Origin of the sequence: Hymenobacter negativus (assembly GCF_017571495.1) — a bacterium.
GTDB classification, from domain to species: Bacteria; Bacteroidota; Bacteroidia; order Cytophagales; family Hymenobacteraceae; genus Hymenobacter; species Hymenobacter negativus.
Genome location: NZ_JAGETZ010000013.1, coordinates 144,774 through 165,217, shown reverse-complemented (window position 1 = coordinate 165,217; position 20,444 = coordinate 144,774). Strand labels below are relative to the sequence as shown.

12 protein-coding genes are annotated in these 20,444 nt (G+C 60.0%); 7 read left to right on the top strand and 5 right to left on the bottom strand.

The features are described from left to right. Positions 1 to 230: 230 nt before the first annotated feature. Positions 231 to 1,244 (bottom strand): T9SS type A sorting domain-containing protein, encoded by a 1,014-nt coding sequence (locus tag J4E00_RS22710; protein ID WP_208177572.1) that lies wholly within the window; start codon positions 1,242 to 1,244, stop codon positions 231 to 233. A 137-nt stretch (positions 1,245 to 1,381) separates the two neighbouring features. Further along, on the bottom strand, positions 1,382 to 2,671 hold the full coding sequence (locus J4E00_RS22705) for a T9SS type A sorting domain-containing protein (RefSeq protein ID WP_208177571.1): 1,290 nt from the start codon (positions 2,669 to 2,671) through the stop codon (positions 1,382 to 1,384). A gap of 523 nt (positions 2,672 to 3,194) precedes the next feature. Here J4E00_RS22705 and J4E00_RS22700 point away from each other — a divergent pair. After that, positions 3,195 to 8,354: a M36 family metallopeptidase gene (locus J4E00_RS22700; protein WP_208177570.1), complete on the top strand. Its 5,160-nt coding sequence runs from the start codon at positions 3,195 to 3,197 to the stop codon at positions 8,352 to 8,354. 249 nt (positions 8,355 to 8,603) lie between these two features. Here the strand turns inward: J4E00_RS22700 and J4E00_RS22695 are convergent, their stop codons facing one another. Continuing rightward, the gene (locus J4E00_RS22695) at positions 8,604 to 11,066 is read right to left on the bottom strand and encodes an alpha/beta hydrolase family protein (RefSeq protein WP_208177569.1); all 2,463 of its coding nucleotides are present in this window, start codon (positions 11,064 to 11,066) and stop codon (positions 8,604 to 8,606) included. Between the two features lie 204 nt (positions 11,067 to 11,270). Here J4E00_RS22695 and J4E00_RS22690 point away from each other — a divergent pair, with 204 nt between their 5' ends. From J4E00_RS22690 to J4E00_RS22675, 4 genes are read left to right on the top strand one after another with little or no spacing between them, the layout of a single operon-like run. Beyond that, positions 11,271 to 11,498, top strand: a complete 228-nt coding sequence (locus tag J4E00_RS22690; RefSeq protein ID WP_208177568.1) for a hypothetical protein — start codon at positions 11,271 to 11,273, stop codon at positions 11,496 to 11,498. Further along, complete coding sequence (locus J4E00_RS22685) at positions 11,485 to 11,994, top strand: DUF2243 domain-containing protein (protein WP_208177567.1); 510 nt, start codon at positions 11,485 to 11,487, stop codon at positions 11,992 to 11,994. Before J4E00_RS22690 ends, J4E00_RS22685 begins: the two co-directional genes overlap by 14 nt. Continuing rightward, the gene (locus J4E00_RS22680; RefSeq protein ID WP_208177566.1) at positions 11,877 to 12,764 is read left to right on the top strand and encodes a DUF72 domain-containing protein; all 888 of its coding nucleotides are present in this window, start codon (positions 11,877 to 11,879) and stop codon (positions 12,762 to 12,764) included. Before J4E00_RS22685 ends, J4E00_RS22680 begins: the two co-directional genes overlap by 118 nt. A gap of 32 nt (positions 12,765 to 12,796) precedes the next feature. Further along, the gene (locus J4E00_RS22675; RefSeq protein ID WP_208177565.1) at positions 12,797 to 13,522 is read left to right on the top strand and encodes a DUF72 domain-containing protein; all 726 of its coding nucleotides are present in this window, start codon (positions 12,797 to 12,799) and stop codon (positions 13,520 to 13,522) included. Between the two features lie 324 nt (positions 13,523 to 13,846). Here the strand turns inward: J4E00_RS22675 and J4E00_RS22670 are convergent, their stop codons facing one another. Further along, positions 13,847 to 14,917, bottom strand: a complete 1,071-nt coding sequence (locus tag J4E00_RS22670) for an NAD(P)-dependent alcohol dehydrogenase (protein WP_208177564.1) — start codon at positions 14,915 to 14,917, stop codon at positions 13,847 to 13,849. Positions 14,918 to 15,184: 267 nt separating this feature from the next. On the opposite strand from J4E00_RS22670, the gene J4E00_RS22665 reads away from it, so the two are divergent. Next, the gene (locus tag J4E00_RS22665; protein WP_208177563.1) at positions 15,185 to 15,547 is read left to right on the top strand and encodes a winged helix-turn-helix domain-containing protein; all 363 of its coding nucleotides are present in this window, start codon (positions 15,185 to 15,187) and stop codon (positions 15,545 to 15,547) included. 57 nt (positions 15,548 to 15,604) lie between these two features. Further along, positions 15,605 to 18,280 carry a TonB-dependent receptor gene (locus J4E00_RS22660; RefSeq protein ID WP_236050066.1) on the top strand — a complete coding sequence of 892 codons (2,676 nt, stop codon included), beginning with the start codon at positions 15,605 to 15,607 and terminating at the stop codon, positions 18,278 to 18,280. Between the two features lie 261 nt (positions 18,281 to 18,541). Here the strand turns inward: J4E00_RS22660 and J4E00_RS30070 are convergent, their stop codons facing one another. After that, a complete protein-coding gene (locus J4E00_RS30070; protein ID WP_208177561.1) occupies positions 18,542 to 20,137 on the bottom strand; it encodes an OmpA family protein in 1,596 nt (531 codons plus the stop codon). Between the last annotated feature and the right edge of the window lie 307 nt (positions 20,138 to 20,444).

Here is a 20,444-nt window from a genome sequence, read left to right as displayed (position 1 = left end):
AGATTGAACAGGGATAGAATCAGCAACGCGGCGGAGAGCCGAGCTTCCGGTTTTACTGGATTACTCCGCATTTGTTGCAACTGCTGCTCAATCAATAATCTATAAAACGAAAGCCCCACTGGCATACCAGTGGGGCTTTTGCAGATAGGCTGACTTGCGAGGAGCCGCAGGTGCTGTGCAACAACAACCGGTCGGACGACCTTGCCGTGGGACCGGGGCAGACAACTGCTCTACTCTATTGCCAAGCGGGCCGTGCGGGCGGGCAGGCCGGCTACCTGGGCGGCCAGCACGTACATGCCCGGGGCCAGGCCGCGCAAGTCGAGGGTTGATGCGGCCGAATACCGGCGAGCCAGACGGCCTTGCAGGTCAAACACCGATACTACCGCCCCGGGCTCGGCCCCAAGCACCTGCACCTGGCCCTGAGCAGGATTAGGTGCCAGTTGCAATCCCTCTTTGGCTACGCTGCCGCGGGTGGCAGAGGGAGTACCGGGAGGCGTGAATGTGAAGATGCGGCCGCTGGTGGCCCGGCTCCCAATGGAGGCTTCCGTGGTGGAACTGAATGTGGCTGTGGCCGAAAGGTCGGAAGCCGCCAGGTAATCACCGGCGGCCCCGGCGAGGCCCACCGAAGCACTCCGGGTGCTGCCCGACGCGCCGCTGGTTCCGGCTGCGTACTGGAACTGCACCACGTTGGTACCTTCAAACAGGCGCACCATAACCGACGTCACGGGCCCGGCCGCGGCAGGCGTCCAGCGCACATTGCGCCACTCGGCCGTAAAAATGCGGCTGCCGGCCACGCCGGTGGTTTGGTAAAAGAAGTCACCATCGAGGGCGGGGTCGGCTGGTGTGGCAGCCGTGCCAAAGCTGATGTCATCCCACAGCGGGGCAATAATGGGCCGGGGCGTGCCCGTAGCCAGGCTGTTGGTGGGGGTGGCAGCGGTAATGCTTTGGCCCAGCGTCAGCCAGCCGTTGGTGGATGCCGAAACCGTGGTGTAGTTGGCACCCACAAAGCGGAACGTAAAACCAATCGGCAAGGTGTTATAGTAGCCTTCATCGGCGGTGCCGGCCGTACGCACGGCGGCGGTAGTAGTCGGCTGCAAAAGGTTGTAGGCAGCCAGGCTGCTGCCCGTTGCTGCGGCTGTGTAGCTGGCAGCCGTTTGGGCGCGCAATGTGCTGAGGGGAAAGGTTGCCAGCAGGCTCAGCATGAGCAGGCGGCCACCGAAAATCGAGCGAGTAACGTGTTTCATATTCTGAAAAAGGAAAGGTAAAATTGGTGTTGTTTATGCGGCTATTTTCGCGTTTTTGTCCTCCCGCGCCGTCTGTCGTCCTGAGCACAGCGAAGGTCCTTCGCTGCGCTCAGGACGACAGACGGCGCAAGCAAGTGCTATTCCACGACCAGCTTTTGCGAGGAGGAGCCGGTGGCGGTTTTTACCTCGTAGAAGTAGACGCCAGGGCGTAGCGCAGCACTGGTATAAGTGGTTGTGTGGGGGCCCGCTGGCAGCAGCGGAGCGTTCAGCACTTCGGCCACTTTGGCGCCCGTTATGCTAAAGAGCGTGATTTGCACGCTACTGGGCTTGGATAGAGAAAACGCAAAGACGGTGGCGCCGTGCGTGGGATTGGGATAAGCCTGTGCCGTGGGGATATCGGTGCTCTTGGCCGTGGCCAGGGCGCTGCCCAGGTGCCCAACGCCGGCGCCGGCCATCACTTCGGCGGGCACGTTGGCGGCAGGCGTCAGCACGCTGGCGTAGGTGTAGGGAATGGGCAGCGTGCAGGGGCCCAACGGGAACGTGTCGCCGGAATACTGGAACACCGTATTGTTATTCAACGAATTACCCGATATATCACCGTAACCAATTACGGTGCTGTAGGCACTCACGTAGGGGTTTTTGGTGTTGTCGAAGTAGTTGTTCTCAATCTTCACGCAGGCTCCAACCCGCGAGTTGATGCCCGTGGAAACGATGTCTTTGTAATAGTTATTGAATACGTGCGACTGGCCGCCGCGCGACAGCGGCAGGCGCGATTCAATGTTTTCGAACCAGTTGTGGTGGTAGGTAATTTTGCGGTTGTAGATGTCGGCTTCGGTGTAGCCGCTCAGGCTGGCTTTCCAGTGGTCGTGCAGGTAATTCCACGAAAACGTGAGGTACTCGCAGTCGTCTTTGGCGTCGAGCAGGCCGTCGTAGTCGTCTTTGCCCACGCCCTGGTGCTGGCTGTACAACTCGCAGTGGTCCACCCAAATGTGGTTGGCGGGACCTTCGATTCCGATGGCATCTTTCGGGCCCAGCAGCACGTGGTGAACTTTCAGATTCTGGATGATGATGTTGCTGGCCCGCCGCACGTAAATGCCGATGCCGTTGAGCTCGCCGCTAGTGCCCACCCCGATAAGGGAGATGTTGCTGCGGTCCTTAATCTCAATCTTGTCGTAGGTCGAGGGCGTGTTGGCGGGCGTGATGGTGCCGTTGATGTAGATGGTGAGTGGAGCGTTTGAGCTGTTGGCCCGAATGGCGGTCATCAGGGCCGTGCCGGTGCTTACCGTGATGGAAGTGCCGCCGGTGCCGCCCGTGGTGCCGGTCGTCATGCTGGCATAGCCGTAGAGGCCGAAAGGAGCTCCCTGGCCAAAGGCCGAGATGGTGGTCAGGCTGGCAGCTGCCAGCACGGTGAGTAAGCGTATTTTCATGGTGGGAATTTTGGGAGGGCAGGCAGCTATAGAAATCCTAAACCAGGCCTGCGAGCAAGTCAGGAATTGAAATAGCTGATTATAAACCAGGATACCCAGCAAACCACCCATTATATCTGCGCAAACGATGCCGGGAACGTTGCCACTTTTATACGTTCCGCAAAAGTTGCCTGGCAATGGCTTTCCGGCAGTGAGTAAGTAATTACCTGAGTTACTTTCCACCATGTGCGGGATGCGGCCTAGGCTTTGAGAGTTCGGGCAGAGTAGAAAGCATGGAGCAGCTAGTAAGAAGCTACTTACTCATCCAGCTTGCCCAAGCATGCACAAGAGCGGTGTTTGACTTTATCCTAGATTTTATTTCATCATTATATATTAAATATAATATATTATATTTTATTATTGCGCCGGAATTCTATCCAGGATAGCAGCACAGGGAGCGCTGGCACATGAATGGAGCCAAAAGAGCTTTTCACTGGCAAATTATTTGTTTTCCAGTGCTTTACTTCCAAAATCACCAAGCTTTATGAAACAGTTCTCCGCACTTCGTCGCTGGCTAGGCGGCCCCATGGCTGTGCTACTGCTGGCAGCCGCCCTGCCGGCGCACGCCCAAACCGAAACCGACCGGCAAGCCACCGAGCTAGCGGCCCAAACCCGCCAGCAGTGGGCCGGGGCCGACATTCCAGTCACGGACTTCCGCATCTCCAGTGCTCATACCGAGCCGACAGGCCTGCTGTATACTTATCCGCAGCAGCTACACGCCGGCATTCCGGTTTATAACCAAGTGGTAACGCTTGTTTTTAAGGCCGGAACGCTGCGCCATCACACAGGGGCTTTCCTAACTGACAAGGCTTTTGTTGGGCAGCCGGCTACGACCACGGTGATGGCCGCCACCGCCGTGGCCAAAGCCCTGACCAGCACCGGGGCCAAATCGGGGGAGCAAGCTAATGCTATGAGCCCGGCCCAAGGCGTTGAGCGGCTGCAAAGTTTCACTCCGGCCGGAGTGGCCCGCCGCCCCATTGAAGTCCGCCTGGTGTGGGCCACAGACAAGGGTGCGCCGCGCCTTGCCTGGAACGTGAACATTGAGTTGCTGGACTCGCCCGACTGGCTGAACATCCGGGTGGACGCGGCCACGGGCCAGGTGCTGGGCCAGGACAACTGGACGGTGAATGAAACGTTCGGGAACAAAGCCGTTGCTGCGCCCCGCACCGTGGCCCACCCGCAGGGCCAGGTGTTGCACCGTCCCACCGCGCCGACAAGCACCCTGACCGTGACGCCGTCCCGCTACATTGTGATACCCTTCGCCGGCGAGCGGCCCGACGTGACCCCGCCCCAGCTTGACATCAACCCGTGGCTGCGGGTCGGAGCTGGCAATGCCGCCACTACCCACGGCTGGCATTTCAACGGCACCACCAACTTCACCGATACCCGTGGCAACAATGTGTGGGCGTACGACGACAGCCTTCGCCTCAACGCGCCCGGCCGCTTTGCTACTTCCACGGGCACAGCCAGCTCCTTGATTTTCAACTATGCACCCGACTTTACGAAGGTGCCCACGCTGGGCAAAAACCGGCGGGCCGCCACGGTGAACCTGTTTTACTGGAACAACCTGATGCACGACGTCATGTATCAGTATGGCTTTACGGAAGCCGCCGGCAATTTCCAGACCGACAACATTGGCCGGGGCGGGGCCGGCAATGACTACGTGAAGGCCGAAGCCCAGGACGGCCTCGGCGTAAACAATGCCAACTTCAGCACCCCGCCCGACGGTGGCAGCGGCCGCATGCAGATGTACCTGTTTACGCTGACGAACCCCGGCCGGGACGGCGATTTCGATAGCGGCGTGATTACCCACGAGTACGGCCACGGCATCAGCAACCGGCTCACGGGCGGCCCGGCCAACGCCAGCTGCCTCGGCAATGCCGAACAGGGCGGCGAAGGGTGGAGCGACTACTTCGGGCTGATGATGACCACCAACTGGGCCAGCGCGCAAACCACCGATGGGGCCACAGCGCGCCCTATTGGTACCTACGTGCTGGGCCAGAACCCCACGGGAGCTGGCATTCGGCGCTATCCTTACAGCACCAACATGAGCATCGACCCGCTCACCTACGCCAACGTGGCGCTGAGCACGGAGGTGCACAATATCGGCGAGGTCTGGTGCTCTGTGCTTTGGGACATGACCTGGAGCATTATCCAGCAGCAAAACGCCATTAGCCCCAACCTGTACAACAGTGCCAGCACGGGCGGCAACAACGTGGCCCTGCAACTTGTGATGCAGGGCCTGAAGATGCAGCCCTGCCAGCCCGGATTCCTGGATGCGCGCGATGCCATTCTGGCGGCCGACTCCCTGCTCTACAACGGGCAGTACCACTGCGCCATCTGGAGTGCCTTCGCCCGGCGCGGCATGGGCGTGAGTGCCCGCCAGGGTGCTTCCACCAGCGCCGCCGACCAGACACCGGCCTTCGACACGCCAACGCTGAAGCTGACCAAAAATACCACGCCGCTGGTGGGCAATCAGTTCAACCTGACCATCACGGCCACCTGCGGGTGCCCCACCCCGCCCGTGAACATCACCGACCAGCTGCCGGCCGACCTGCAATACCTCAGCAGCACGGGCGGAATCCTGGCGGGCAGCACCGTTACGTTTGCTAACCAGGCCTTTGTGGTGGGGCAGCAGCGCACCTATCAAATTCAGGCCCGGACGGCACCGGGCAAGGGCTGCGCCGTTACGACTCCCATCAACGACGACCGCGACGCCAATACTGCGGGCGGCCTAACGGCAGCAGTGATAAGCGGGGCCAATAGCTGGGCCTCCAGCACCACCCGGGCCTACAGCGCTACCCATTCCTGGAAAGCCAGCGACCCCGCCACAACCTCCGACGTCACGCTGACCTCGGCACCGTTTACAGTGGCGGGCCTTGCCAATCTGTCGTTTTACCACTACTACAACACCGAGCGCCATTTTGACGGCGGCATGGTGGCCATTTCGGTTAACAACGGAGCCTGGGTGGACGCGGCCCCCTACTTCCTGCAAAACGGGTACAACACAATATTCGGCGGCGCTACGGCCTCCGTTGGGAGACCGTGTTTCTCAGGCCTTTCCTCTAATGCCTCCGGAGCTGCCGCTTTCCAGCGTAGCGTGATTAACCTGTCTTCTTTCAGTGGGCAGTCCATCCGGGTGCGGTTTCAGATGCAGTCCGATGTCACGGTGGGCGGCGAAGGGTGGTACATCGACGATATCAAGGTGGAAAATGGCTGCGGCGACTTCCAGCAGGTGAATGTGCTTAGCAGCAGCAACGTCCTGCTGGACAGCTATAGCCAGGCCATCTTCCTGCTGCCTGCGCCCCCCTACCCCACCATTACCAATTTCACGCCGGGCAGCGGGCCGGTAGGCACCAGCGTGGTTATCACGGGTACCAATTTCGTCGCACCCGCCACCGTAATCTTCAACGGCACGACTGCCACCGGTGTGGTCATCAATTCGGCTACGCAAATCACCGTGCCCGTACCTGCGGGAGCTACTACCGGCCCCATTACGGTAACTACTACCAACGGCACGGTCGTTTCCGGCACTAGCTTCCGCGTGCTGCCCACGGCGGTTATCAGCAGCTCGGCGGGTGCCTCGGGCGGCAGTACCAGCACCTCCCCCTTCCCGGTGACGGTCACCTTTTCGCAGGCCGTGACGGGCTTTGTGGCCGGCGATGTGGCCCTGACCAATGGCACACTCGGCAACTTTGCCGGCAGCGGCACCACCTACACGCTCACTGTGACACCAACCGGCAACGGCATGGTGACAGTGAATGTGCCGGCTAATGCGGCCCAAAACAGCACCGCCGATGGCAACGTGGCGGCGACACCGTTCACCCTGACTTATACGCAGGGCGTTACCGCCGCCCCGGTGTTGCTGCTTCCGGCCAACAACAGCCTGCTCAAAAACACCACGCCCACTTACGCGGGCACGGCCCCTGCCGGCAGCACCGTAACGGTGTATGTGAATGGTGTCAGCGTTGGAACCACTACGGCGGCCGGGGGCAGCTTCAGCCTGCTGCAACCGGCGGCGCTCAGCCAGGGGGGCCACTCGGTGCGGGCCACGGCCCAGCTCAGCGGCCTGGCCGTGAGCGCCAACAGCAACACCAACGTCTTCACCGTGGACTCGACCGCACCGACCGTGACGCTCAGCAGCCCGGCCACCAACCCGACCACTACCTCACCCATCCCGGTAGCGGCGCTCTTCTCCGAACCGGTGGTAGGCTTTGTGGCCGCCGACGTGACCGTGACCAATGGCACGGTGACGAACTTCAGTGGCAGCGGCAACAGCTACACGTTTGAGGTAGTGCCCGCAGCCGCCGGGCCGGTCACCGTCCTCATTGCCGCAAACCTATCGCAGGACGCAGCCGGTAATGGCAACGCGGCGTCTTCGACCTATACCAACGTCTATGCGCCGGTGGCTTCGGCCATTATTCGGGTGCTCTATCAGAACGGCAACCCGGCCCTGCCCACCGACAACAGCGTGCAGCCCAACCTGCAGGTTGTCAACAACGGGACGGCAGCCGTGCCGCTGGCGGAGCTAACGTTGCGCTACTGGCTCACGGTGGAGGACATTGCCCCGGTCAACGCGTCGGTGAACTGGGCGCTGCTGGGCACCTCTCTCGTGCAGGCGCACTATGTGCCGCTGGCCGCCCCTCTGCAAGGCGCTTTTGGCTACGTGGAATACTCTTTCTTGCCCGCAACTGGCCTGCTCCAGCCCGGTCAGGGCTCGGGCGACATCCTGACCAGCATCAACAAGCAGAACTGGACCAGCTTCGACGAAACCGATGACTACTCTTTCTCCCTGAACAGCACCTACCTCCCCACTTCGCGCATCACCGTCTACCGCAACGGGGCGCTGGTAGGGGGCCAGGAGCCGACCCCAGCGCCCATCGTGACGGAACTGAAAGCGTATGCCCAAAACCTGGCAGCGGCAACGACCACACAAACTATTGCCACCCTGGCCCAGGTCGTCAACGAGGGCAACCTGCCCGTGACCTATTCGGACCTCAGCCTACGCTACTGGTTTAGTCCGGATGGCAGCTCGCCCGTGGTCGGCAACGTGGACTATGCGACACTGAACCGCAGCAACCTGACCCTGAGCCTCGGCCAGCAGGGAACTGAAAAATATGCAGAGATGAACTTCGACGCGAGCCTGGGCCTGTTGGCCCCACACAGCAGCACCGGCGACATCATTTTCCGGATGCACAACGCCAGCTGGTCATTCTTCGACCAATCCAAGGACTATTCTTACCGCCCCTACGCCGCACTGGCCGAGCATCCGCAGATGACGGTTTACCTCAGTGGCCAGCTGGTGTACGGCACTGAACCCGTGGGCGCACAATCTTTGACCAATGGCCAGGCAACCACCAAAGGCACGGGAGCCGACGCCACGGCGGCCATGTTCTTACAGGGTTATCCTTCGCCCTTCGCCACGGAGGTGCGCCTGGATTTTGCGCTGCCCCAAGATGGCACCTATACGCTTGACGTGTACGACGGCCTTGGGCGACTGGTCGAGCACCTGGCTTCCGGTAGCGCCGGAGCCAGCCAGCCCCAGCACGTGCAGTGGGAAGCCAAAGACCAGGCCACGGGCCTCTACCTGGTGCGCCTTACCACTGCCACCGGCGTCAAGCAGCTTAAGCTCCTCAAGCAGTAGCCCAGCCCCAACGCGTCTACTGCGATGATTTAGCCTGATTCGGCTGATTAAAAACACTGGCTATTTCCTAACGCAACCCATTGGGTGCCTGTGGAGACAGCCAGTGTTTTTAATAGCTATTCTGCAGTTTCTGCAGTCGTATTGCTGCCAGTAATTCCACTTGAGGCACATAGCCACGAACAGCGAAGCGCCCGGCACTACTACGCGGTAGTGCCGGGCGCTTTGCTGTTTATCCCTGCCGTGACGTCATCAATTGGCCGGCTGCGGTGTCGGCGTTTTCACGTACTTATTCAGCCACGAATCCATCTCCCAGAGCATATGGAGCAGGTTTTCGCGGGCGGCGTAGCTGTGGGCTTCGGCGGGTAGCACCACGTAGCGGGCGGTGGCGCCCTGGCCTCTCAGGGCCGCAAAGAACCGCTCGCTCTGAATGGGAAAGGTGCCGGAGTTGTTGTCGGCCTCGCCGTGGATAAGCAGGATGGGCGTCTTGATTTTGTCGGCAAAGTTGAAGGGCGACATGGCGTTGTATACCTCCGGGGCCTGCCAGTAGGTGCGCTCCTCGCCCTGGAAACCGAAGGGCGTAAGCGTGCGGTTGTAGGCCCCGCTGCGGGCGATGCCGGCCTTGAACAGGCTGGAGTGCGCCAGCAGGTTGGCCGTCATGAAAGCGCCGTAGCTGTGGCCCATCACGCCCACGCGCGCAGGGTCCACCACGCCCAGGCGGGCCCCCTCGTCGATGGCGGCTTTGGCACTACTCACCAGCTGCTCGGTGTAAGTGTCGTTAGGCTCTTTGCTGCCCTCTCCCACTATTGGCACGCTAGCGTTGGCCAGTACGGCGTAGCCCTGCGTCACCCAATACACCGGAGAGGCCCAACTCAGGCGGGTGAAGGTGTAGGGCGAGCCGCTCACCTGCCCAGCGTTGCTTTTATCCTTGAATTCAACGGGATACGCTTCCATCAAAGTAGGTAGCGGACCGTCCGTTTTCTTGTAATTCTGGGGCATGTAGAGGTCGGCCGTGAGGTCCACACCATCGGCGCGCTTGTAGTGCAGCACCTGCTTTTTGAAGCTACCGCCGAACGCCGCGTAGGGATTGGCGAAGTTGGTAATAGCCTTGGGCGCCGCCTTTTTGCTGGCATCGCGCAGGTAATAATTCGGGTTTTGGGTCAGCGACTCGCGGCGGGTGAGCAGCTCGCGGTGCTTGCCGCTGGCATCGAGAATGGCCACCGGAATTTCGTAGGCCGGAGCTTCGGAGCGCCACCATCGGATGGTCTTTTTAGTGGCCAAATCCAGCTCATCCACGAAGGGCCGGTCGCCTTCGGGCGAGGCGCCTTCGCCCAGCAAGTAGATGCTCTGGCCCGTGGAGCCGCCGGTTAGCAGCACGTATTTGCCTTGGGCATTGCGGTGCTCGTAGGGCGTGCCGGGGTTGTGGTAAGTGTCCTGCTCAGAGCCGTCGAACAGCACGGTGAGCGGGGTGGCGGGCGCGCTGGGATTCAACAGCCAAGTGGTTTGGTGACGGTCGGCCCAGCGGTAGCCTTCGGCCAGGGCCAGCTTATCGGTGCCCCAGCTCATGCCACCGAAGCGTAGCGGTAAGGCCGCGAGCTCCTGCGCCGAAGCGGTGAAAGGGGCGCTGAGCGTGAACAATTTATCCCGGACATCCACCTTCACTTTGGGGTCGCCGCCATCCTGGGCTTCTACATAATAGAGCGTGGCGGGCACGTCGGTGCGCCAGCTGTGGCTGCGTGGGCCGGCCGGCACGGCGTCGAAATTGGTGGGCACGTTGTCGGCCAGCGGCAGGTCGGCCACGGTTTTTACTACACTGCCAGCAGCTAAGTCCAGCACGTCGATGCGTTGCGGGAAGCTGCTGATGGGCAGTTGATAGGAATAGGGCCGGTGGCGAGTGCGCAGCAGCACGTACTTGCCATCGGGCGAGGGCGAAGCCGTTTGAATAACGCCGGGCTGGCCCAGGGGCTGGGCGCTGCCGTCGGCCAGGCTCACCTTCACCAGCTGCGAGGTGGCGTAGTAGTCGAACAGCCGCTCATCGGCCGGGTTTTTCAGCAAATCCTGGTAGGTACGGGCGCCCGACTTTTTGCCGCCGCCACTCTCCTGCACAGCCGGGCCGGTGGGCGCTGTATCGGCCGAGGGCGCGGCTCCCCGGCCGGCCGGCACGGTGCGGGCCAGCAGCGTTTTGCTATCCGAAACCCACTCGAAAGAGCTGCCGAAAGCATCATTCAGCGGCTGGGCCAGCAGGCGGCGGGCCGTGGCACTGGCCACGTCGAGCACCCATAGCTCCACCCGGCCATCGGTGCCGGAGCCGGGCGTGGTAAGGGCAAAAGCCACGGTGGCATTATCCGGCGACCAGGTCGGGCTGCTGATACGGGCTTGCGCGGGCAGACCTTTTACCTCGATTTCGGGGCCGTTGGGCAGCTTTTTCAGCTTGATGCCCACCGCATAGCTGACCCGGCTGGGCCCATTAGTGCGCGGGTTGAAGCGCAGGCCCGCCAGGCGCAATTCAGGCTGCGCCAGCTCGGCCACGGTGGAAAAATCCTGCACTTGCAACAGGGCAATGGTCCGGCCATCGGACGAGAGGCTCAGGCGCGGCGTGAGCGGCGCTAGCAGCAGGTCCTGAATGGCTTTGGGCGGCGTTTGGTATTTGAAATCCTGGGCTGGAGACACGGCAGCGGCAAGCAAAAGCGTGGCGGAAAAAAGCAGTTTTTTCATACGCGGGAATGAAAAGCGAAGGCGACCGGGTGCCGCTCTCGAAAGGTAACAGACACGATGCTGAAGCAAATGATGCAGGAGCCCTAGTAAGTATGGTCCTGCTGGCGTGCGTTTGCGACGTGTGCCGACAAGACCCTCAAAATTTCCATACCAAACCAACCTCAAACGGGCCTGTTCGTACCACCCTTATCCTTTCCCTGGTCTATGAAAAACCTCGTTTCTGCCTTACTGGTGGCATTGTTCAGCTTGTTGGCGGCCCTACCGAAGGCCCAAGCCTGTGCCTGGTGTCGGCCCCGGGTCGAAGCCGGAATTCACGATGCGGCCTATGGCCAGCGCCTGCTGCTGGTGCTACTGCCGGTGGCACTGCTACTGGCTGCGGGGCTGGGGCTGTTTTTCTGGGACAAACGCTGGCTTCGCTATGGCACCCGCTAACCTTACCCGCACGCCTCTCGTTGCCGCCGGCCTGTTGCTGGGCGCGGGCCTGGGCGGCTTCGTCGATGGCATCGTGCTCCACCAGATACTGCAGTGGCACAACATGCTATCGGCTCAGCTGCCGCCCGATACGCTGGTGCGCGCCAAGGTGAATATGTATTGGGACGGCGTGTTTCACGCGGCGGTGTGGGTACTCACGACCGTAGGCCTGGCCTTGCTTTGGAATGCTACCGGCCGGGCCGATGTGCCGCGCTCGGGCCGCAGTCTGGGCGGCGCGCTGCTGCTGGGCTGGGGCCTTTTCAACGTCGTAGAGGGCATTATCGACCATGAAATTCTAGGCCTGCACCACGTGCGCGAGTACGCAGCCGATAAGCTGCCGTGGGACCTGGGCTTTCTAGCCTTGGGAGTGCTGCTTGTGTTAGCCGGCGGGGCATTGGTTCGGGCGGGGCGCGCCGATACTGCCGCATTTCCGGCGGCAGCCAGCCCCAACCGCTGATACCTCTCACCATTCGGTTTTATGCCCGCTCCCACTTTATATATCGGCTGTTCCGGCTTCTCTTTCCGCGACTGGAAGGTGTATTTTACCCCCAGGGCCTGCCGTCCCGCAAGTGGTTTGCATATTACTGCACGCAATTCAACACCCTGGAGTTGAATGCGACCTTCTACCGCATGCCGGAGCTAAAGGCCTTCGAAACCTGGTATACCCAAAGCCCGGCCGATTTCCGGTTTGCCGTGAAAGCGCCGCGCCAGGTCACGCACTACAAGAAATTCAACGCCGAGGCCCAGCTCATCCTGGCCGACTTCTACGGTACCGTGACCGAAGGCCTGCGCGACAAGCTGGGGCCAGTCCTGTTCCAGCTGCCGCCCAAAGCGGCCTACACCGAGAAACTGCTTGAGCGCTTGCTCGACAGCCTGGACCCTACTTTTCAAAACGTAGTCGAATTCCGCCACCCCAGCTGGTGGGACGGGCCGGTGCAGCGCCTGCTTGCCAAGCACGGCATCGCCTTTGTGGGCCAGAGCTACCCGCCACCCCTGGAGCTGCCCGATGAGGTGGTAGCCAACACCAGTACGGTGTATTACCGCTTCCACGGCGTGCCGGAGTTATATAAGTCCTCCTACAATCCGGAGTTTCTGGCTCGCATTGCGGCCGAAATAACGGCGGCCGAGAATGTGCGCGAAGCATACCTGTTTTTCAACAACGGCATCGGGGCTGTGGGGGTAGAAAATGCGCGCCAAATGCAGCGGCTGTTGCAAGCTGGGCATTAACCTCCCCACGGCCAAACGCGTTTGCAGCGTGTATGGCTACTTTTCACATCGGCTGCTCGGGCTATCACTACCGCCATTGGCGCGGGGCTTTCTACCCCGAAAAGCTGCCCATGCGGCTGTGGTTCGACTACTACAGCCAGCATTTCCGCACCCTGGAATTGAACGTGACCTTCTACCGCTTCCCACAGCTTTCCTTCCTCGAAAACTGGTACAAGCAGAGCCCGGCCGACTTCCGGTTTGCGGTAAAAGCGCCCAAGCTTATCACGCACTACAAGCAGTTTCACAACGTGCAGCAGCTGCTGGGCGACTTCTACGACACGACAGGCTGCGGCCTCCAGGAGAAGCTCGGCCCCATTCTGTTTCAGCTGCCGCCCCGCATGGTCTACGAACCCGAGCGCCTAACCCGCATCCTCGACAGCCTCGACCCCAGCTTTCAGAATGTGCTGGAATTTCGGCACCCCAGTTGGTGGCGGCCTGAGGTCTACGACCAGCTGGCTCAGCGGCGCGTTAGCTTCTGCGCCCAGAGCCACCCGCAGCTGCCCGATGCCGTAGTAGCCACTTCGCCCCTGCTTTACTACCGCTTCCACGGCGTACCAGACTTGTACCGCTCGCCCTACGAGGAAGGCTTCCTGCGCCGTGTGATGGAGCAAGTCAGGGCCCAGCAACCTGTAGAAGAGGCGTACCTCTATTTTAATAATGACATTGATGCCTCGGCCATCGGCAATGCGCAGCAGATGTTGGGGATGCTAGAAGCGTAGCGATATGGCGCGGGTGTGGGACCGCATCCCAGCCCCGGTTCGCCTGAAGCGCGAAGCCTATGAAGAGGAGAGCCAGGCGATTTTCAGCAGGCAATCCAAGCCGCGAAATAGCCGCAACGCGGGGATATGTTTGTAGGAATTACTAGAAATAGGGATAAAAAAGCCGGGTAGCGGTGACAGAAGCGCTAGAACATCTGTCACCACTACACAGCTTTTTTTACTCTATGTATACAAAACTGCCACCGCTACGCGCTACTCTGCATGCTGAATAACTCGGGTTGGAATATCCGTTTCCACTCCCTTTGGAGGGGGTCCGAAGCGCGGTTACTTCAGTGAGGCCATATCGATAACGTAGCGGAAGCGCACCTCCTCGTCCATCATCTTATCAAATGCCTTGTTGATATCCTGCATCTCAATCATTTCCACTTCGGGCGCGATGTTGTGCTCGGCGCAAAACTCCAGTACCTCCTGCGTCTCGGCGATGCTACCGATGATGGAGCCGGCCACGGAGCGGCGGTGCATGGCCACCTCCTGGTTGTTGAGGGGCGCTTTGTATGGCCCCAGCAGGCCTACGGTGGTGATAACGCCGTTACGCTTGGCCAGCTTCACGTAGTCATTCACCTCGAAGGCATCGGGGATGGTGATGAGGATGAAATCAAACTTCAATTCGTGGGCCGTCATGGCATCGGCATCTGACGAAATCAGGACTTCGTGAGCGCCCAGCTTCTCGGCATCGGCCTGTTTGTCCTTGTCGCGGGTAATGGCCGTGACCGTCGCGCCCAGGGCCCGCGCCAACTGCACCGCCATGTGGCCCAGCCCGCCAATGCCCACCACGGCCACGCTGCTGCCGGGGCCCACATTCCAGTGTTTCAGGGGCGAATAAGTGGTGATGCCCGCGCACAAAATAGGCGCCGCCGCCTTGATATCCAACGCATCGGGGATGCGCAGCACGAAGGATTCCTTGACCGTAATGTTGGTTGAATAGCCGCCGAAGGTATTGAAATCCTTGTTTTGCGGCTTCATGTAGCCGTTGTAAGTGGCTGTCCAGCTCACGGGGCCTTCGCAGTAGTTTTCCTCCTTTTCCCGGCAAGCCGGGCAGGTACCGCAGGAATCAATCATGCAGCCCACGCCCACGATATCGCCCACCCGGAACTTGGTCACAGCACTACCGGCCTCGATAACGCGACCGACGATTTCATGGCCCGGCACGCAGGGATAGATGGTGTTGTGCCAGTCGTTTTTCACCTGGTGGATGTCGGAGTGGCACACGCCACAGTACAGAATGTCGATGTGCACTTCGTCGGCCTTGGGCGCTTGGCGCTCAATCTCCATTTCGGAGAGGCCATTGAAAATGGAATTGCTGGCACCGTAGGCTTTGGTTTTGAAAACTTCCATGATGTTGTAGGAGGAAAATAAATGTGGAAACGGATGAGTTAAAAGAGTGTAGGTGTTGAAATCGGCACCGTTATTTTTGAAGAAAGAGCAGGCTTTTTCAACGGCCTTTCCGCCCTGCGGTTGGCCTTCTGCCCCCTAAAAGATTTAGGCAAAAAGTAGCCTCATCCGTAGACGAAGGCGGTTTTCCCGCCAGTACGCTTGCCCCAGAATCCTCCCTTCCGCCCACATGACCAACGCATGTTCTAATGGCCCGCGCATCTTTGCCGCATGAGACCCCCCCTGCTGCCTACCAAAACCTATCGCCTCAACGGCCGCTTGTGGCTCGAAACCGAGGATGGCCGCTTCCTCGGCATTGGCCGGCTGGAACTACTCGAGCACATTGCCGCGCTGGGCTCCATCTCGAAGGCGGCGCAGGCCATGGGCATGTCCTACAAGCGCGCCTGGGACCTGGTAAGCTCCATGAATGCGCAGGCCACCACTCCGCTCGTCGCCACCCAAACCGGTGGAACCAAGGGCGGCGGCGCCGCTGTCACAGAGGCCGGCCAGGAGGCCATTGTGGCATTTAGGGAGCTACAAGACCGTTTTCAGGAATTCATGGCCACTGAAACAAAGCGGTTGCAAGGCAGTTAGCAAGCGGCGAATCGTTATATCTTCGTAAATATAACGCCACCTCACCCTACTGGCTTGATGCATTCCACTACTCCTGTTGCCCCCCAATTCTGCCGTTTTTCCCTGGTTTTTTGGGGAACCTTATGCGGCGTAAAAGCTGCCAACGCCCAAGTGGTTGCGCCGGCCGATACCACCCGCAAAAACCTGAATCTGAGTGAAGTTGTGATATCGGCTTCGCGGGAAGAAGAGAGCTTTTTACAGTCGCCGGTGACCGTGGAAAAGCTCAACCCGCGTGCGTTGCGGCTCACACCCGCGCCGTCGTTTTTCGATGCCATTGAGCATTTGAAGGGCGTACAGGTGATTACACCCAGCCTGGGGTTCAAAGTGATTAACGCACGGGGCTTCGCTAATACCACCAATGTACGCTTTGCCCAGTTGGTGGATGGCGTGGACAACCAAGCGCCGCACATCGGTGGCCCCATCGGGAATGTACTGGGGCCAAGTGAACTGGATATCAACGCGGTGGAAATTGTGCCGGGCACGGCCTCGGCGCTGTACGGGCTGAATGCCATCAACGGGCTGGCGAATTTCCAGACGAAGAATCCATTCAATTCCGAGGGGTTGAGCGTGCGCCAGCAAACCGGCCTCAACCACTTCAACGACCCAAATGTGAAGACGCTTGGGGCAGGCGGCTCTTCCGAAAAAGTTTACTCCGAAACCAGCGTGCGCTACGCCAAAGTGCTGGTGGCCGATAAGCTGGCGGTCAAAATCAACGGCACCTACCTGCGCGCCTACGACTGGATTGCCAACGACCAGACCGACCTCAACCCCACCGGCAACGCCACCACCGACCTGTTCGGGGCCGACAACCCCGCCCCGGACCAGGTGAACCGCTACGGCAATGAGTCGTCGGACCGCAGCACACTCACGCTCGGTGGCAAGCAGTATGCCGTGGCCCGCACCGGCTACGATGAGCGGGATTTGGTGGATTATAATATCAAAACCCTCAAGGCCGATGCGGCGCTGCACTACCGCTTCCGGCCCGGTACGGAGCTGGCCTACACCTACCGCGTGGCTGGTTTCGATAACGTGTACCAGCGCTCGAACCGATTCCGCCTGCAGGACTACCGCCTCCAGCAACATGCCCTCACCCTGACCACGCCCGTGGTGCAGGCCCGTGCCTACCTCACCCGTGAAAGCACCGGCCAGAGTTACAACCTGCGCTCAATGGGCGAAAACATCGACCGCAGCTTCAAGCCCGATGCGCAATGGAACACCGACTACACCGCTGCCTGGAATGCCGCCGTGGCCACCGGCCAGCCCGTGGCCATGGCCCACGCCACCGCCCGCACCGCCGCCGATGCCGGCCGCCTGCAGCCCGGCACCGAGGCATTCAACCAGCGCCTGGGCGAGCTGCAGGGCATCAACAACTGGGACCAGGGCGCGGCCCTGCACGTGCGCGCCGACCTGCTCCATGGCGAGACACAGGTGAACATTGCCGAGGCGTTGCGGCGCGGCGGCCACGCCCTGCCTACCAACCTCGACCTGCTAGCCGGAGCCGACCACCGCACCTACATCGTGGTGCCCGATGGCAATTACTTCATCAATCCGAACCCCGGCCGGGAACCACTCACCGACAACCTGGCTTACTCGAAAACCGGTGGTTTTTTGCAGGCTGGTGGCCGGTTCATGAGCGATAAATTGCGCCTCACCGCTACCCTGCGCGCCGATAAAAACGACTACTTCGCTGCAAAATTTAACCCGCGCCTCACGGCCGTGTTCTCACCCACGCCGCGGCAGAATTTTCGTATTAGTGGGCAGAGCGGCTACCGGTTCCCGAGCTTGTTTGAAGGGTTTTCGAACGTGAACAGTGGACAGGTGAAGCGTATTGGCGGGCTACGGGTGATGTCGGATGGCGTGTTTGAGAACAGCTATTTGCGCACCAGCATCGATGCCTTTAACAACGCCGTGACAGCGGCTATCAATGCCAATACCTCCTCGGCCACGGCGGCTCAGAAGCGTCAGCAGGCCATTGTCCAAAACCAGGACATGCTGGTCAAAAATCCCTATACCTACCTAAAACCGGAGTACATCCGCTCGTTTGAAGTGGGCTATAAGGCTGTTTTCGGCACCACGGGCCGGTTGCTGCTCGATGTAGATTTCTACTATAATTCCTACCGCGACTTCATCGCCCAGGTCGAAGCCTACGTGCCCCAAACCAGCGCCGGCCAGCCCCTGAACACCGGCTCGGACCTCAACACCATTGCCACGGCCCTGAATGCCCGTACCGGCCAGGCCCGCTACCGTCTCTGGACCAACTCGCAAAGCCAGGTGTACAACTACGGCGGCTCGGCCGGCCTGCGCTACGAGGCGGCAGGCGGCTATCTCCTCGGCGCCAATACTACCTACACCCGCCTCGACCGCACTGAGAATGGTGACGGCTTGGAAGACGGCTTTAATACCCCACGCTGGGCCTACAACCTCAGCCTGGCCAACGAGAATGCCTACCACAACGTCGGCTTCGGCCTGAATTACCGCTGGCAGCAAGCCTACTATTCGCAGACCTTTTTGGTGAATGGCAACGTGCCCGCCTACAATACGCTCGATGCCCAGCTGAGCTATGCCGTACCCGCCGCGCAGGTCCGGCTCAAGCTGGGCGCCAGCAATGTGCTGAATAATTATTACGTGTCCTACCTCGGCGGTCCCAGCGTGGGTGGACTGTATTACCTGGCCGTGACGTACGCGGTGTTTTAGGCAATATCGTCTTTGCGAAGAGATTGTAGCGAAATGTGGTAATCCGTCCGGCCAATACCACTCGCCCCAAATATGCGAAAAGCACTGGGGCTTGCTGCTTGCGAGAACCTTGCTGTGGACTTGAGGGCTTCATCACATTTCAATGCCGGTCGAATCGACAGGACGGAGTGCCACGACCTCTGGCCCCGTAACAACAGGACCGCACCAAACGCAAAAAGGCCCACTCTCATCGAGTGGGCCTTTTCTTACTCAACCTTGCGCTTACTTACGCTTGGCCGGTGCCTTCTTACGAGCGGGGGCTTTCTTGGCCGGGGCCTTTTTCACCGGGGCTGCTTTTTCGGGCTCGGGCACGATGGTCGGGGCCGGACCGTACTTCACTTCCGAGGCGTTCGGGTCACCGGTCAGGTAGAGGTCGAACTCTACGCGGCGGTTCAGGGCCTGGCCGGCGGCAGTGGCGTTGTCAGCAATCGGCTTGGTTTCGCCGTAGCCGTGCGACACGATGCGGTCGGCGGGCACAGCCTGGCTCAGCATGTAGGTGCGGGCCGAAGCAGCACGAGCATCCGAGAGGTTCAGGTTGTAGTTGTCGGCACCCTTGCTATCGGTGTGGCCCGAAATGGCCAGCGTGTAGTCGGGATACTCTTCCATGATTTTGGCGAGGTCCTTCAGCGTGGGGTACGAGCTGGGGAGTAGCACAGCCTTGTTGAATTCGAAGTTGATGTACTTCGTGGCTTCCGACAGGCGCTTCTTGGTCTCAGCTTTCACTTCGGGGCAGCCTTTATTTGAGGCCGGGCCGGGACGGTTGGGGCAACGGTCCTGATAGTCGGGCACACCGTCGCCGTCTTTATCCAGCGGGCAGCCGCTTGCATCAACCTGCACACCGGAAGGTGTGTTGGGGCACTTGTCGTTCTGGTCAATCACGCCGTCATTGTCGGCATCGGGGCAGCCTTTCAGCTCAGGTTTGCCAGGGGTATCTGGGCAAGCGTCGTCGGCATCGGTCACGCCGTCGCCGTCACGGTCGGGGCAGCCTTGCAACGCGGCTACGCCTTTCACGTCGGGGCACTTATCCTGATAGTCAGGCACGCCGTCGCCGTCTTTATCCAGCGGGCAGCCGTTGGGGTCCACGGCTACGCCGGCAGGGGTACCAGGGCACTTATCCTTCTTGTCCGACACGCCGTCTTTGTCCTCATCCTTCATCTTGCCCAGGGCCACTGTGATGCCGGCCTGGCTTAGCAGGAACCGGTCGTACAGCTTATCGGCAGGGTTGGTGGGGCCATAGAGGTTATCCACGCGCTCGGTGAAGGGATAGTGCTGGCTGATGGTCAGGTCCAGGGCCACCGCCTCGCTCACGCGGAAGCGCAGACCAGCCAGGCCGAACACCTCAGGCCGACGAATCTGGTTGATGCCAAAGTTCTGGCCGTTGGCACGCCCCGAGCTGTTCGAGAGGAACATGCCGCCGCCACCCATCAGGTAGGGCTGAATGAACGACTCCTCTTTCAGAATCTTGCCGTTGTTTAGCTTGAGCTTGATGCCCAAATCAACCATGCCAATGCGGGCATCGAAGTTTTCGCCCGCCCGCAGCTCGCTGCTGAACTTGTAAGTTTCATAGTAGCCCAGCAGAGCCAGGTCGAACGTGGGCGACAAGTAGCGGGTAACGGTGCCACCGCCGCCAACCATGAGGTCATTGCCGGAACGGTTCCAAAAGTCGGAACCCATGTTACCATTGTATTGAAGCAAGCCAACGTTGCCACTAAGGGCCGTTTTTCTATCAGGTGTCTGGGCCTGAGCGTGGGTAGTTGCCATGCCGAGCACGACAGCTCCTAACGCCAGTCCGCGAAGGAGTTGAGGTTTTAGAAACATAGTTTTTGGTGGGGTATAGTGTGGGGTTATCGCCTGCCATTCGAGGACTTGCGATTGATGTGGGGCTATACTTTCCTTTATTCAGAAAAGTTGTTACAATGACTTTCCACCTACTCCACCGTTGAGCTAACTCACTGGCTAGCTATATCACTACGAAATTCGAAAATATATTCTTCATAATTTACTCATTTTACAATTCTAGCTAGCCCGGTAGTGATGAGCTAAGTCGTCATTTGGAGGAAAATAATCATCTTAGGGTTGGCTACTTTTCACTCCATGAACTCCGAACTCTTTAGAAGCAACAAAG